20 protein-coding genes are annotated in these 12,816 nt (G+C 36.1%); 6 read left to right on the forward strand and 14 right to left on the reverse strand.

Translation table 11 applies throughout. The features are described 5' to 3' along the window. Nucleotides 1-10: 10 nt before the first annotated feature. On the forward strand, nucleotides 11-811 hold the full coding sequence (locus H5968_RS13675) for a peptidylprolyl isomerase (RefSeq protein WP_187040395.1): 801 nt from the start codon (nucleotides 11-13) through the stop codon (nucleotides 809-811). A gap of 167 nt (nucleotides 812-978) precedes the next feature. On the opposite strand, the gene H5968_RS13680 is transcribed toward H5968_RS13675, so the two are convergent. The 9 genes from H5968_RS13680 to H5968_RS13720 all read right to left on the reverse strand — a co-directional run bounded on the left by H5968_RS13680 (nucleotide 979) and on the right by H5968_RS13720 (nucleotide 5,709). Next, on the reverse strand, nucleotides 979-1,281 hold the full coding sequence (locus tag H5968_RS13680) for a HetP family heterocyst commitment protein (protein WP_187040396.1): 303 nt from the start codon (nucleotides 1,279-1,281) through the stop codon (nucleotides 979-981). Nucleotides 1,282-1,380: 99 nt separating this feature from the next. Then, on the reverse strand, nucleotides 1,381-2,478 hold the full coding sequence (locus H5968_RS13685; protein ID WP_096569967.1) for a T3SS effector HopA1 family protein: 1,098 nt from the start codon (nucleotides 2,476-2,478) through the stop codon (nucleotides 1,381-1,383). A gap of 68 nt (nucleotides 2,479-2,546) precedes the next feature. Next, nucleotides 2,547-3,752 carry an aminoglycoside phosphotransferase family protein gene (locus tag H5968_RS13690; protein ID WP_187040397.1) on the reverse strand — a complete coding sequence of 402 codons (1,206 nt, stop codon included), beginning with the start codon at nucleotides 3,750-3,752 and terminating at the stop codon, nucleotides 2,547-2,549. A gap of 92 nt (nucleotides 3,753-3,844) precedes the next feature. Further along, nucleotides 3,845-4,114: a hypothetical protein gene (locus H5968_RS13695; protein ID WP_187040398.1), complete on the reverse strand. Its 270-nt coding sequence runs from the start codon at nucleotides 4,112-4,114 to the stop codon at nucleotides 3,845-3,847. Nucleotides 4,115-4,284: 170 nt separating this feature from the next. Then, on the reverse strand, nucleotides 4,285-4,527 hold the full coding sequence (locus H5968_RS13700) for a hypothetical protein (RefSeq protein WP_187040399.1): 243 nt from the start codon (nucleotides 4,525-4,527) through the stop codon (nucleotides 4,285-4,287). A gap of 61 nt (nucleotides 4,528-4,588) precedes the next feature. Further along, nucleotides 4,589-4,828 carry a hypothetical protein gene (locus H5968_RS13705; protein ID WP_187040400.1) on the reverse strand — a complete coding sequence of 80 codons (240 nt, stop codon included), beginning with the start codon at nucleotides 4,826-4,828 and terminating at the stop codon, nucleotides 4,589-4,591. Between the two features lie 61 nt (nucleotides 4,829-4,889). Beyond that, nucleotides 4,890-5,123 (reverse strand): hypothetical protein, encoded by a 234-nt coding sequence (locus tag H5968_RS13710; RefSeq protein ID WP_187040401.1) that lies wholly within the window; start codon nucleotides 5,121-5,123, stop codon nucleotides 4,890-4,892. 59 nt (nucleotides 5,124-5,182) lie between these two features. Beyond that, nucleotides 5,183-5,416 (reverse strand): hypothetical protein, encoded by a 234-nt coding sequence (locus H5968_RS13715; RefSeq protein ID WP_187040402.1) that lies wholly within the window; start codon nucleotides 5,414-5,416, stop codon nucleotides 5,183-5,185. A 59-nt stretch (nucleotides 5,417-5,475) separates the two neighbouring features. Then, the gene (locus H5968_RS13720) at nucleotides 5,476-5,709 is read right to left on the reverse strand and encodes a hypothetical protein (protein ID WP_187040403.1); all 234 of its coding nucleotides are present in this window, start codon (nucleotides 5,707-5,709) and stop codon (nucleotides 5,476-5,478) included. 356 nt (nucleotides 5,710-6,065) lie between these two features. Here H5968_RS13720 and H5968_RS13725 point away from each other — a divergent pair, with 356 nt between their 5' ends. Further along, nucleotides 6,066-6,215 (forward strand): hypothetical protein, encoded by a 150-nt coding sequence (locus H5968_RS13725; RefSeq protein WP_187040404.1) that lies wholly within the window; start codon nucleotides 6,066-6,068, stop codon nucleotides 6,213-6,215. Nucleotides 6,216-6,306: 91 nt separating this feature from the next. On the opposite strand, the gene H5968_RS13730 is transcribed toward H5968_RS13725, so the two are convergent. Beyond that, on the reverse strand, nucleotides 6,307-6,549 hold the full coding sequence (locus H5968_RS13730) for a hypothetical protein (RefSeq protein WP_187040405.1): 243 nt from the start codon (nucleotides 6,547-6,549) through the stop codon (nucleotides 6,307-6,309). A 235-nt stretch (nucleotides 6,550-6,784) separates the two neighbouring features. Between H5968_RS13730 and H5968_RS13735 the strand changes: the two genes are divergently transcribed. Next, nucleotides 6,785-7,078, forward strand: a complete 294-nt coding sequence (locus tag H5968_RS13735; protein WP_187040429.1) for a hypothetical protein — start codon at nucleotides 6,785-6,787, stop codon at nucleotides 7,076-7,078. On the opposite strand, the gene pheT is transcribed toward H5968_RS13735, so the two are convergent. After that, nucleotides 7,043-9,478 (reverse strand): phenylalanine--tRNA ligase subunit beta, encoded by a 2,436-nt coding sequence (gene pheT / locus H5968_RS13740; RefSeq protein WP_187040406.1) that lies wholly within the window; start codon nucleotides 9,476-9,478, stop codon nucleotides 7,043-7,045. The genes H5968_RS13735 and pheT overlap by 36 nt on opposite strands. A gap of 132 nt (nucleotides 9,479-9,610) precedes the next feature. On the opposite strand from pheT, the gene H5968_RS13745 reads away from it, so the two are divergent. Beyond that, on the forward strand, nucleotides 9,611-9,829 hold the full coding sequence (locus tag H5968_RS13745; RefSeq protein ID WP_096569985.1) for a UPF0175 family protein: 219 nt from the start codon (nucleotides 9,611-9,613) through the stop codon (nucleotides 9,827-9,829). After that, the gene (locus H5968_RS26125; protein ID WP_096569987.1) at nucleotides 9,826-10,281 is read left to right on the forward strand and encodes a DUF3368 domain-containing protein; all 456 of its coding nucleotides are present in this window, start codon (nucleotides 9,826-9,828) and stop codon (nucleotides 10,279-10,281) included. The genes H5968_RS13745 and H5968_RS26125 overlap by 4 nt, the downstream gene beginning before the upstream one ends. Here the strand turns inward: H5968_RS26125 and H5968_RS13755 are convergent. From H5968_RS13755 to H5968_RS13765, 3 genes are all read right to left on the reverse strand, one after another. Beyond that, nucleotides 10,248-10,475: a type II toxin-antitoxin system VapB family antitoxin gene (locus H5968_RS13755; protein WP_187040407.1), complete on the reverse strand. Its 228-nt coding sequence runs from the start codon at nucleotides 10,473-10,475 to the stop codon at nucleotides 10,248-10,250. The genes H5968_RS26125 and H5968_RS13755 overlap by 34 nt on opposite strands. Before the next feature lie 25 nt (nucleotides 10,476-10,500). Continuing rightward, nucleotides 10,501-11,076, reverse strand: a complete 576-nt coding sequence (locus tag H5968_RS13760; protein WP_096569991.1) for a Uma2 family endonuclease — start codon at nucleotides 11,074-11,076, stop codon at nucleotides 10,501-10,503. 353 nt (nucleotides 11,077-11,429) lie between these two features. Beyond that, nucleotides 11,430-12,023: a Crp/Fnr family transcriptional regulator gene (locus tag H5968_RS13765; RefSeq protein WP_187040408.1), complete on the reverse strand. Its 594-nt coding sequence runs from the start codon at nucleotides 12,021-12,023 to the stop codon at nucleotides 11,430-11,432. A gap of 308 nt (nucleotides 12,024-12,331) precedes the next feature. On the opposite strand from H5968_RS13765, the gene H5968_RS13770 reads away from it, so the two are divergent. Beyond that, nucleotides 12,332-12,814, forward strand: coding sequence for an Rrf2 family transcriptional regulator (locus tag H5968_RS13770; RefSeq protein WP_096569995.1), 483 nt, complete (start codon nucleotides 12,332-12,334; stop codon nucleotides 12,812-12,814). The last annotated feature ends 2 nt before the right edge of the window (nucleotides 12,815-12,816 follow it).

Raw genomic sequence — 12,816 nt, forward strand, 5'->3', positions numbered from 1 at the left:
GAATTAGAAGATGTCAAAATTTATCAGCATTTCTTCTGAGGATATTCTTTACCATGTTAAAATATCTTGCCAAATTCCTAATGTACTAGAAGCGATCGCCACTAGAAAAATAATTGCGGATACTGCTATCAAAGAAGATATTACTATCACAACAGAAGAACTACAACAAGCAGCAGATAGCCTACGATTAGCCAACAAACTGATTAAAGCAGAAGACACTTGGGCATGGTTAAATAAATATTATCTTTCTTTGGATAACTTTGAAGAAATCGCCCATACTAACTTAGTATCTGCAAAATTAGCCGAGCATTTATTTGCAGATAAAGTTGAACCATTTTTTTATGCTCACCAACTCGACTACACCGCCGCAGTAACTTATGAAGTGATATTAGATGATGAAGATTTAGCTTTAGAAATATTTTATGCTTTGCAAGAAGGTGAAATCAGTTTCCACCAAATTGCTCGTCAATATATTCAAACTCCCGAAATTCGTCGTGCTGGAGGATATCAAGGTATGCGCCAACGCAGTGATTTTAGACCAGAAATAGCCGCCGCTATTTTTGCAGCCAACCCCCCCCAAATTCTCAAACCAATCATTACATCTCAAGGAGCGCATATCATTATGGTAGAGGAAATTATTAAACCCCAATTAAATGAACAGATGCGGGTTAAAATCATAGGTGATTTATTTACAAATTGGTTAAAACAACAAGTGAAAACATTAGAAATAAAAGCCAATTTAGAAGAAGATAAAAATTATCAATCTTCTCCACAAAAATCTTCTCCACAAATATTCAGCGAAGCCAGCTAAGGCAATTATAAATAACAAAACAACCCACGAGTAAAGAATTGAAAACCTATGATTTGTATCTGGCTTTTTATTCATTGCGAGAAATAAGCTTAACTGAACTTTAATGTTCATGTTAATATCCCCAACATCTCAAAGAAGTCGGGGATATATTTATGAGTAACCAAAATTTAATTTGAACTATGTTTACTGCTCGTAAATTTACCCCAATTTACCTTTAAACCAGAAAATTCTAATTTTTTATCCTGCTTTAAATGCTGCTTATCTCCAGTAAAAATATAGTGATCTTGGATTAATTGACTATAAATTTCATGGGGTATATAGTCTAGAGGGTCGCATCCAGCAAAGTGGAGAAATAAAACGCAAGCCCAGGCATATTTACCAAGGATAATAGCTTTGATAATTTGTTGAAACTGTGCGTCTTTAAATATCTTATCTAATTGTTGATTTTGCTCAAAATTTTCTTGAATCATACCATTACCTCTAAAATGAGAAGCCAAACAAATTTATCAACGGTACTGATGCTAAAATCATTAGCATTTAGCATCTGGGCTAAATGCTCTTACGTGCAACTAAAACAAAGGAGTGTAAATATCCTGAGAACGGGGATTAAGATAAGGACTTTGTAAGTCAATTTTCATCGCAGAAAATTGCTGAATAATAGATGTCATACGACCTTCTGGGCTATGATCACCTTGCTGCCAAGCTGCTATTAAACCATTAGCAATAATTTGACAGCGATGAGTACCAAAACTTTCCTGCTCACCAAATTTTTGCTCTGGTTCTTCAGCGCAAGCTAACCCCGGTGCTAATAACTTAGTAAACAAAGGTACTTGCTCTTGAAAATAGGATTTATTTTCCTCATATATTCTTGGTAATATTGGGTGAACTAGCTCATATTTGCCTTTGTTAAAGTAAAGCACGGCTGAGTCATAACGTCGATAATCGACAGGATTATATAGTGCTTTAAACGAAAATGAAATGTCGATATTATTTAGTGCTTCTGTTAAACTTTCCATCACGGCTGCTGCCCCTTCAGGTGTTAAGTTAAAGTAAATTCGCGTAATCTCATGATTATTTTGGGAACCTGCATTTGCTACGGCCATATAAAATCCCTTCTGCACCAAATTCTTCGGCATTTTAATAGATACAAACTTACCAACAGTTAATTTTTGCTTTGTTGGTAACAGATGCAAGTTAGGATCAACGTGCAGTGTTAACCCATTTTTATGCACTGCCAAACTGCCATCTGTTTCTTCCCTGACTATCTGCCAGCTATGACTCCAGTAGCCTTGACTTTTGTTCCTGGTATGCAAAAGATCATAGAATTCTAAATCCACTCCGAATAAACTATTATTTTCAAGATTTTGGTTTACTTTACTATTGCTTTCCTCGTCATCAGGATTTTGGTCAGGTTTTGTGGCAACGTTATAATAAGCACTGTATATAAAATTACGCAATTGTAACTTTAAGTGCTGTTGCTGCATCTCCAGTGGTAACTTCTCAAAGCGAGGGATCACTGACTCTGGCAATTCTAAAGATTTGTACTTTGGATGCTTGATACAGTGGTGAGATTCAATTGTAATGTTATTGACAATATCTTCTAGTGATGTCTGCAATTGCTGGGGCAGTTCTGCAAGTTGAGACTGTACCGAATCTAATAGTTGCATAGTTTCTAGTGTAGGGTGTAGAGAACAGGGAACAGCACAAAATCCAAAATCCAAAATCTAAAATCGTATCAAGCGACAGTCATTGATAAATTGGTAGGTATCAATTCTGAGGCTTCCATGCCAAAAATTGTGGTCATAGATGCTTGAGGACGACACAATAAGCTTTTGGCGACTTGAAGAATGCAGATACCCGAATTACCAAAGGTTCTTTCATGTTGCAATTTAGCTTGAATAGATGTAATTAAAGAAAAACCGGTAAATTGTACAACTCGTTGTAAAAACTCAGGACTACACTCTAAAATTTCGGGAAAGTTAGCTAAATAAGTAGCCATTAATTCTGCTATGGAAGGCTGTATTAGATGTAAAGGAATTGCCGCTAACCGCAAAGATTCTTCAATGGGTATGGTTCTACTAGCTACCATACTATATAGCCAAATTTGTAAATAACTAGCAATTATTGATCCTAAATCATTGGCTGGATCTCCCCAAGAACCACGTTCCCAGTCAATTAAACGAATAATTTGATCATCTTGATCAGGCAAGAAAAATTCTGAAGATATTTCTCTTTCTGCTGCTGTTTCCCAATTTAAAGAAAGCAAAATATTGTTAAGTTTGAGGTCATTGTGAGTTAAACAACAAGGATGAAAAGCCTCTTTCAAATTGGCGATCGCTTTTCCTAAATTATCGTAACGTTGATAAAGTGCAAAGAATTTCAACCCATCAGATGTAACGTGACCAAATACTTCTGGTGTAATTCTATTTACTCCCCCATTTATCTGAGAACTTGTTGGCTGTGTGATCACTTCAGAATTTTGGAAAAATTGCTGATACTCTTGACGGTCTAAAGTTAAACGATGAATTGAAGCTAAATTTTCTCCTATTGAGCGAGCAATTTTAGTTGGGAATAAATTCTCCTTAGCATAAAATTCTGCTACATCCCGATAGTTATTGAGATAATTAAAAACAATGATGGAATTTTCAGCATCAAAATGAATTACTTCTGATAAAGATGAGCGTAGATGACTAACTTCTGGGAAGGTTTGGAAAAAATTATGAACTTGCCATTCATCTAAAAACTCACCACGAGTTCTACCTTCTCGGTTAAGACGTTCTTGTTTTACTAACAATTGACTACCATCGGGCAAGCTAACTAATAAATTAAAATTTTTGGCAGATTTTAACTCAATTTTACTCAATGACTGTTCTGCTTGAGTACAAATTCCTTGGGAAATGAGATAAGGAAAAACGTTTTGAGAACTTAAAAGAAATGACATAGCTTTACTGAACATGAAAAATTTTTAATCAATAATATTTGATATTTTTCCAGAAAAATCCTTATTTTTGCTTCCGCATTTAACAATCATACTTATTCTTGAATATTGTACATACTTTCTAATAAAAAGTCTCTACCACTCAATTCATAATCTTTGTTTATGAATGAGGTTGTTAAAAATGAAATAGCATCAATAGCCGCAATTACAAGCATAAATTCAAGAGTCTTAACACCAAAATTTAGAATTTGATAACTAGAACCATCTACACCACCAAATACTGCTTGATACTCCTGATTATTGATTTCATTGATAAATACTTCTGAATCAATAGGATGCAGGTCAGCAATAATAATTCGTGCCATTTATTTAATGCTGTAAAAATTAGATTTTTTTGATTTTTTTATTGGCTCTCCTGGTTTATTGGTAAAATAGTCAACTTATGTTAATTAGATATATGTGAATTACATAAATTACTTTTACCGTTGATCCCAGGAGAGCCATTTAGCTCAGTCGTTCACTACAAGAAAGACTATTAGTAGCCGTAGCCGTAGCCATCGCTGTAGGACTTAGCTAAATAACCGATATGGCCAATACCATAGGTATTCACAAAGGCTTCAGCTAATTTTGTCAGTGTTGAGATATCACTCACAGAGTGGTCATATCCACCATAAACAGCAATGGAATTGACATCACTCATTTCGTTAAGAAAGCTTTCGGAATCTTGGAATAATTCAGAACCAGCTACTTGCAATTCAGAGAGTTTAATACTAGCCATAATTTCCTCCTCAAAGACTTGTTCTCAGTGATTAACAATTGCACTATGGGGAACTACAAAATTACCAGTAGCCCTTGTCGCTGTAGGACTTAGCTAAGTAACCGATATGTCCAATACCATAGGTATTCACAAAGGCTTCCGCTAATTTTGTCAGTGTTGAGATATCACTAACATCGCTATCAGAGTATCCACCATAAACAGAAATGGAATTGACATCACTCATTTCGTTAAGAAAGCTTTCGGAATCTTGGAATAATTCAGAACCAGCTACTTGCAATTCAGAGAGTTTGATACTAGCCATAATTTCCTCCTCAAAGACTTGTTTTCAGTGATTAAAAATTGCACTATGGGGAACTACAAAATTACCAGTAGCCCTTGTCGCTGTAGGACTTAGCTAAGTAAGCGATATGTCCAATACCATAGGTATTTACAAAAGCTTCAGCTAATTTTGTGAGTGTGGACATATCACTAATGCCGCTATATCCACCATAGACAGCAATGGAATTAGCATCACTCATTTCGTTAAGAAAACTTTCGGAATCTTGGAATAATTCAGAACCAGCTACTTGCAATTCAGAGAGTTTGATACTAGCCATAATTTCCTCCTCAAAGACTTGTTTTCAGAAAGTTCAATCGGTGTACAACGAAACTGTAATTAGTACCATTTTTCGCTGTAGGACTTAGCTAAGTAACCGATATGTCCAATACCATAGGTATTTACAAAAGCTTCCGCTAATTTTGTGAGTGTGGACATATCACTAGGGTTATCATAATATCCACCATAGACAGCAATGGAATTAGCATCACTCATTTCGTTAAGAAAGCTTTCGGAATCTTGGAATAATTCAGAACCAGCTACTTGCAATTCAGAGAGTTTAATACTAGCCATAATTTCCTCCTCAAAGACTTGTTTTCAGAAAGTTCAATCGGTGTACAACGAAACTGTAATTAGTACCATTTTTCGCTGTAGGACTTAGCTAAGTAAGCGATATGTCCAATACCATAGGTATTTACAAAAGCTTCAGCTAATTTTGTGAGTGTGGACATATCGCTCACATTGCTGTCATATCCACCATAGACAGCAATGGAATTAGCATCACTCATTTCGTTAAGAAAGCTTTCAGAATCTTGGAATAATTCAGAACCAGCTACTTGCAATTCAGAGAGTTTAATACTAGCCATAATTTCCTCCTAAAAGACTTGTTCTCAGTGATTAGAACAATGATGAGAATTTGTGGGAGCGGTTAAGTTTTTCTTTGCTCAACCGATACTCCTATTTTTATTGAAGAAAATTTGGAAAATCAAGGGTTTGAACTGGGTTGATCAGACATTAATCATGAATTTATGTCTTTTTTATAGCTGATTAATTTTTGAGTTATATACTTTTACAGTCAGCATTCAGCTTAGTCCTAATCATAATAGATTTTCGATTTACAAATGAATATACGCTGGATTTCTGGATTTATAAACGTCATCAATTGAGAATTGACAACTGATAATTATAGCCGTATACAAAGTAGTTAGGACATCCATTGATCATGAAAGTACGCGCGAAGCATTCGGACGATAAATTCTCAATTTTTATCACAGGTTATTTTCCTGCAAGGGCGAAGCATTCGGACGATAAATTCTCAATTTTTATCACAGGTTATTTTCCGAATGCTTCGCCCCTACGACTCCTGCTATAATCAATTATTAATAAAAAAATCGTGCGTTATCCATTTCTAAACAGAAAACACACGAATATGGAAACTATGGTTAAATTACCCAGCCAATCTGTTAAAAATTGATTGACTGTCTCAAGTCCTCAAGTGTGGTGTCAATGTCCATTCTCCATCTATCGAGATTAGTATTGATGTCTTCCATTAGCGCGGAAATATCACTACTTTCTAATGTTGTGTTTGGATCTCTCCTTCTTCTTCTACCAAAACCACCTTTGATATTGATCATTTCCCCAGGAGTTGCTTCCTGAATAAACTGTGCATCATGATTAGGGTAGAGGTCATAAATTTTTATGCCCATTTTTGGATCACCTCCTGAAATACTGGTTTGAATAGAACTGAGTTAAAATTTTAAATTCCCTTGCTTATATTGTGAACTTATATCTGATAAAGTCAAGATTTTTAGAGCCATTTTCCAGACAGAATTTCATGAGTTTTGTCTAGGAAACTGATAGTTTTTTAGAAATGCAATTTTCTATTAAGTAGGGGTTGCTGAGAAAGTCTTGTCGTGGAGACAGGGAACAGGGAACAGGGAATTGGGAATTGGGAATTGGGAATTGGGAATTGGGAATTGGGAATTGGGAATATATAGTAAGAATTTAGTTTTTACCCAGTCACCAGTCACCAGTCACCAGTCCCCAGTCACCAGTCCCCAGTCACCAGTCCCCAGTCACCAGTCCCCAATCACCAGTCCCCAGTCACCAGTCACCAGTCACCAGTCCCCAATCACCAATCACCAGTCACTCTATTCCCTATGTATGCCCAAGGTGCAGTTATCAGCGGACTTTGATAAATTAACTTCTCAAACTCACACCGAATTTTTCTACTAAAGCTTCCCGCACTTTATTATGTACAGGTTCAACTTCATTATCAGTGAGAGTGCGATCGCCAGCACGATAAACTAAACGAAAAGCTAAACTTCTTTGACCCGCAGGTACATTTTCACCACGGTATTCATCAAAGACTTCCACCGATTCTAACAACCCTTTCCCAGCTTTGTTAATCACTTTTTCCAGTTCGGAAACTGTGACTTTCACAGGTGCAAAAAATGCCAAATCTCTATCACTTGGGGGATAGGTAGAATAGGATTTAAACTTGGGAATTAGTAAATCATCATTATCCAGTGCATTTAACAAAGTATCCAAACTAATTTGGAACACATAAACCTCATCTGGTAAACCCTTATCCCTTCTCAGTTGGGGGTGAATTTGTCCAAAAGTTCCCAGTCTATTACCTCCCAACCATAAAGAAGCAGTGCGTCCTGGATGTAACCGGTAATCTCTATTTTCAGGTTGAAATTCTACCTCTAAACCAAATTGTTGAAAGACATTTTCTAAAATACCTTTCGCTTCAAACCAAGTCATCGGTTGTTCTCTTCCACCACGAGACCATTTACCAATGCTAGTATCACCACCCATGATACCAGCTAACATTTCCGCTTCATCTAACCCTTCTTCTTCTTGCCAGAAAATGCGACCGATTTCAAAACCATTTAACGCTCCATTTCCTTGTTCTAAATTGTATTGAAAAGCATCAATCAATCCAGAAATTAAATCAGTTCGCAAAGCTGAATACTCGGCAAATAAAGGGTTACTCAGAACAATTTGTTTGTCTTCCCCTGGTTTAACTAAAGAATATTGCATTAATTCCGTTAAACCTTCCGCCCTGAAATAAGCACGGATTTTTCGCAGTAGTTCTTGATCTAAAGGTAAATAACCAGGTTCGGTTTTTTCTGGTAAAGTATCAACGAAATTATCATAACCATAAAGACGGGCGATTTCTTCAATTAAATCAATTTCCCGTTCTAAATCACGATAACGATAGGCTGGTACTTTTACCGTCCAAGTGCGGTCATTGTTATCAGTTAATTCACATCCCAAAGCAGTCAAAATTCTTTCTACATCTGCTGCTTCTAATTCTCCCGTTTCTAATCCTAAATCAATGGGACCTAGCACTTCATTAATTCTATCTAACCGCAAAACAATAGAATGTGACCATGTAGCAGCATCAGGACGATTATCAACTATTTCCTGTTGAATAATCACACCATTTGCTAATTCTTGAATTAGGGATAAAGCGCGGTTGCAAGCTGTTTCTAATTCGGCGCGATTTACACCCCTTTCATATCTTCCCGATGCTTCACTTCTTAAACCCACACCGCGAGAAGAACGACGAATAGCAACAGAATCAAATAACGCAGCTTCTAAAACTAAACTGGTTGTACCTTCGTAAACTTCTGTTTCTTCACCACCCATAACTCCTGCTAAAGCTACAGCTTGATTATTAGCAGTAATTAACAAATTCTGAGTAGATAAATTGCGAGTTTGTCCATCTAAAGTTTTGAGAGTTTCCCCACTTTCAGCAAAGCGCACACCAATGGTTAAATTTTCACCACCAGCTACAGATTTTAAACGCTGTTGATCAAAAGCGTGTAACGGTTGTCCCCATTCTAATAACACATAATTGGTGATATCTACCACATTATTAATGGGACGGACTCCCGCAGCAAGTAATTTTTGTTTTAACCACTCAGGAGAAGGGGCAATTTTGATATTTTCTACAACAGTTCCAATGTATGCAGGACAAGCTTTATTTTCGGAAATCTTCAAGCTTAAATTTCCAGCATTATTATTAATTGTGACTGCTGGTGGTTGGGGAATAGATAATTTTCCACCGGTTAAAGCTGCAACTTCCCGCGCAATACCCACCATAGATAAAGCATCTGCACGGTTAGCGGTTGCGGTGACATCTAAAATGACATCATCTAAACCCAAAAAAGGACGTACATCACTACCTAAAGTGAGATTTTCTTCTGTGAAAATATGAATCCCGTCTACATCGGTAGGTAAACCCAGTTCTTTTAAAGAACAGATCATCCCGTTAGAGGGTACACCTCTAAGTTTTGTGGGTTTAATTTTTAAGTCAATGTTGGGTAAGTAAGTACCTTTGGTTGCAACTGGTACATAAATATCTGCGCGGACATTGGACGCACCACAAACGATGTTTAATGTTTCCTCTGCACCTACATCTACTGTACAGACACTTAGTTTATCCGCGTTGGGGTGCTGTTCCCGTTGCAGCACTTTACCGATCACAACGCCATCCGCCCAAGTGCGCCGATCTTCTATATCTTCAACCTCAAACCCTGCCATTGTCAAGGTGTGGGCTAGTTCTTCTGGAGTTTGGTTAATTTCTACGAGTTCCCGTAACCAATTGAAAGAGATACGCATTTAGTTGTCGTTGTGTTTGGATTTGTGTTTGGCTTTAATTTTATAATTAATTTTATTATAATTTTTAGGATATTTAGCTGTGTATGCTAAAGTTCAAGATATGATTCACAAAATGATTATCAGGTAGAAGTTATGAATGAGCTTAGGCTGGAATTACCTGCAAATATTTCTATTGATGAGGCACAACTATTGTTGACAGTTAAATTATTTGAATCTGGTAAATTATCTTTAGGACAAGCTGCTAAACTAGCAGGTTACTCCAAGAGTACATATATAGAATTACTGGGAAAAATGGGAGTTCCTGTAATTAATTATCCACCTGAAGAATTAGAACAGGAGATGAATCTGTGAGTGAAGTTGCTGTTACTAATAGTACCTGTTTGATTGGTTTAGAAAGAATAGGACGTTTAGAAATATTACCACAGGTTTTCTCTTTTATATTCATACCATTAGCTGTACAAAAAGAAGTAGGTATTAATGAAGATTGGCCAATAGTTCAACCAGTGGCTAATTTAGCTTTAGTTGCTGCTTTAAAAACCCAACTTGATCCAGGAGAAGCTGAAGCTATCACACTAGCAATAGAATTAGGAGATGTATTTTTAATTATAGATGAACGTAATGCTCGTGGTATTGCTCAACAAATGGGTTTAAAAGTTATAGGTACACTAGGAATGTTACTACGTGCTAAAGAAAAAGGTGTGATTTCGGAAGTGAAACCATTGATTATGTCACTAGAATCTGTTAATTTTCGGATAGCACCTGCTTTAATTCAAAAAGCTTTAATTTTAGCTGGAGAATTATAAATTTTACGATGTTGTTTATAGTCATAATCATCTTCATATTCAATTGTACCAAATAGTTCTATAATTTCCTGTTGTTTTCGTCGTTGTATAAATTGTTTTAAAGCTTCTGCAATTACAGCACTTTGATCACTATAACCACTCAGTTCAAGTGCTTCTTTGATTAAGTTTTCGTCTATTTCTAAATTTGTCATCATATTGTATTTTTCTCTAAAATTTCATTTACCAAACTATTGCCATGTTTAAAATAAATCCTGGTAAAATATCTTCCCCTGATAATTCTAAGGGTGCGGTTAATATTTCGACTGGTTTACCTAAACGATAAATTTCTACTTGGCGTGTTTTTGGATTAATCAACCAACCTAATTTTACACCATTTTCCATATATTCTTGCATCTTCTTTTGTGTTTCTTGCAAGCTATCTGTAGGTGACATTAATTCTAAAACAAAATCAGGGGCAATGGGAGGGAACTTAGTTTTTTCTTCTGTGGTTAAACTATCCCATCTTTCTTTTTTAATCCATGCAACATCTGGAGAACGATTTGCACCATTAGGAAGTTTAAAACAGGTGGAAGAATCAAAACACACGCCTAGTTTAGTTTGACGATTCCAAACACCAAAATCAGCATTAATTTCTGAATTAATTCTTCCAGTTTCCCCTCCTGTGGGTGACATGACTAATAGTTCTCCTTTAGCGTTGCGTTCAAATTTTACATCAGGATTTTTCCGACAGAGTTGATAAAATTGATCATCGGTAAATCTGACGATAGGATTTAGGTTAATGGTTATGGCTGTCATTGTCAATATGGGGTGATAGGATAAAACAGGTATTTTTCAATATTGTCAGAATCAGGATTTCCAGGATTAGAGGATTTACAGGATTAGAGGATTTACAGGATGAAAACAGATATTTGTCAGTAATTAACCATGATTAGGATTAACTAGATAATTAGCAACTAGAGTTAGGAACTATAGTTAGCTAATTAATAGCTATATCATTTTACTCCCAATCATAGATATTATATCAAATCAGGACAAAAATTTAATATATTTTACCAGCTTTCTAGTTACTTATCCTGTAAATCCTCAACCAATTTAAAACCTATTATTGATGAGCTTCTTATTTCTGGCTGACGGCTGAATGCTTATACTTAAATCTCGTAATACCAAATATTTTCTTTTTTGACAATAATCCGATTCAAAGACATTCGATCAATTACTCCTTCATCTTCTAATTGTCCTAATAATCTAGTGATAGTAACACGGGTAGAACAAACAAGGGCGGCTAAGTCTTCATGTGTCAGTCGCATATTAATTAATCTCCCTGTTTCTACCTGTGAGCCAAATTTTTTAGATAACCATGCTAGAAGTTGAATTAGCATAGTTTCTACTTTTTTATGGCTACGTATTAACATTAATTCTTCTGCTTGATGGATGTGCTGAAGTAAAGCATCTGTAAATTGCTGCAAGTTATCTGCTGCTAAAATATTCGCTTCTACATTAGTTAAACATTCTATGCAATAGGGTTTGATTTTTGACAGCATTTCACCCACTATATCCCCAGGTCCCCATAAACCTAAAGCTACTGTTGTACCGTCTTCTAAGTAAGTATAAGTCATGACAAAGCCGCTTTCTATTTGCCAGAGGGCATTTTTTTGACTGGGTATGAGCGATCGCCTGGAAAAATGAAACTTTTGGCGATCATTATCAGTAGATAACCCGAAAATAATTGTATTTAAAGGCATAAGTATATTATATTACTATTTTCCGATGTTCTAACCGTAGTATATATGATTTCGGATCAGAAAGTCACGCCAAAAATATCTTCTAGGGTAAGTCAGACCGCACAAATCAAGTAAATCAAGCAATTTTGACATCGGGCGCACCCTACAAATGTGTTGATTTCTGGTCAATATAGAGCAACTATGGGAATTATATTAAATAACTACGGTAATCCGATAGATTTATGATATTTTAGTAAAACAAGTGAGAAGCTATCACATTTAACACTTTAAAGTAGACTTCTTTCGTAAAAAGGTTCTTAAATCTATCAATGTACAGTAGTATTTTAAATACAGACGTGAATAGTCAAAGCTACCGTCTCCTGGAACTTTCCGCCAAGGTGGAATACGCACTTTTAGCACTGCTAGAACTAGCCAGCCACCATGATCAAAAAGTTACTCTAACTATAAGTGAAATTGCAGCCAAGCAACCCATCCCAGAGCGTTACTTAGAACAAATTCTCACTCAACTGCGACGTGCGGGTGTGGTGCAGAGTCAGCGCGGTTCAAAAGGTGGTTTTCTTTTAGTGCGTGAACCTTGGCAAATAACCTTACTAGAAATAGTCACCTTGGTAGAAGGAGAACGGAAAGAGAAAGAAAATTCTGAAAATCCAACTATAGAAAGGACTCTAGTGCGTGAAATTTGGGAAAAAGCTAACACCGCTTCTAGTGAAGTGTTGCGTAGTCACACACTCCAAGACTTATGTCAAGAAAAAGAAACTCGCACTCAAAATGATCCCATGTATTACATTTAGTG

The organism is Sphaerospermopsis sp. LEGE 00249 (assembly GCF_014299995.1).
In the GTDB taxonomy this organism is placed as follows: Bacteria; Cyanobacteriota; Cyanobacteriia; order Cyanobacteriales; family Nostocaceae; genus Sphaerospermopsis; species Sphaerospermopsis kisseleviana.

What these genes read in the sequence shown, in the direction of transcription:
- H5968_RS13675 (WP_187040395.1), top strand. Translation starts at nt 11, where the DNA reads ATGTCAAAATTTATCAGCATTTCTTCTGAGGATATTCTTTACCATGTT.
- H5968_RS13680 (WP_187040396.1), bottom strand. Translation starts at nt 1,281, where the DNA reads ATGATTCAAGAAAATTTTGAGCAAAATCAACAATTAGATAAGATATTT.
- H5968_RS13685 (WP_096569967.1), bottom strand. Translation starts at nt 2,478, where the DNA reads ATGCAACTATTAGATTCGGTACAGTCTCAACTTGCAGAACTGCCCCAG.
- H5968_RS13690 (WP_187040397.1), bottom strand. Translation starts at nt 3,752, where the DNA reads ATGTCATTTCTTTTAAGTTCTCAAAACGTTTTTCCTTATCTCATTTCC.
- H5968_RS13695 (WP_187040398.1), bottom strand. Translation starts at nt 4,114, where the DNA reads ATGGCACGAATTATTATTGCTGACCTGCATCCTATTGATTCAGAAGTA.
- H5968_RS13700 (WP_187040399.1), bottom strand. Translation starts at nt 4,527, where the DNA reads ATGGCTAGTATTAAACTCTCTGAATTGCAAGTAGCTGGTTCTGAATTA.
- H5968_RS13705 (WP_187040400.1), bottom strand. Translation starts at nt 4,828, where the DNA reads ATGGCTAGTATCAAACTCTCTGAATTGCAAGTAGCTGGTTCTGAATTA.
- H5968_RS13710 (WP_187040401.1), bottom strand. Translation starts at nt 5,123, where the DNA reads ATGGCTAGTATCAAACTCTCTGAATTGCAAGTAGCTGGTTCTGAATTA.
- H5968_RS13715 (WP_187040402.1), bottom strand. Translation starts at nt 5,416, where the DNA reads ATGGCTAGTATTAAACTCTCTGAATTGCAAGTAGCTGGTTCTGAATTA.
- H5968_RS13720 (WP_187040403.1), bottom strand. Translation starts at nt 5,709, where the DNA reads ATGGCTAGTATTAAACTCTCTGAATTGCAAGTAGCTGGTTCTGAATTA.
- H5968_RS13725 (WP_187040404.1), top strand. Translation starts at nt 6,066, where the DNA reads ATGAAAGTACGCGCGAAGCATTCGGACGATAAATTCTCAATTTTTATC.
- H5968_RS13730 (WP_187040405.1), bottom strand. Translation starts at nt 6,549, where the DNA reads ATGGGCATAAAAATTTATGACCTCTACCCTAATCATGATGCACAGTTT.
- pheT (WP_187040406.1), bottom strand. Translation starts at nt 9,478, where the DNA reads ATGCGTATCTCTTTCAATTGGTTACGGGAACTCGTAGAAATTAACCAA.
- H5968_RS13745 (WP_096569985.1), top strand. Translation starts at nt 9,611, where the DNA reads ATGAATGAGCTTAGGCTGGAATTACCTGCAAATATTTCTATTGATGAG.
- H5968_RS13755 (WP_187040407.1), bottom strand. Translation starts at nt 10,475, where the DNA reads ATGATGACAAATTTAGAAATAGACGAAAACTTAATCAAAGAAGCACTT.
- H5968_RS13760 (WP_096569991.1), bottom strand. Translation starts at nt 11,076, where the DNA reads ATGACAGCCATAACCATTAACCTAAATCCTATCGTCAGATTTACCGAT.
- H5968_RS13765 (WP_187040408.1), bottom strand. Translation starts at nt 12,023, where the DNA reads ATGCCTTTAAATACAATTATTTTCGGGTTATCTACTGATAATGATCGC.
- H5968_RS13770 (WP_096569995.1), top strand. Translation starts at nt 12,332, where the DNA reads ATGTACAGTAGTATTTTAAATACAGACGTGAATAGTCAAAGCTACCGT.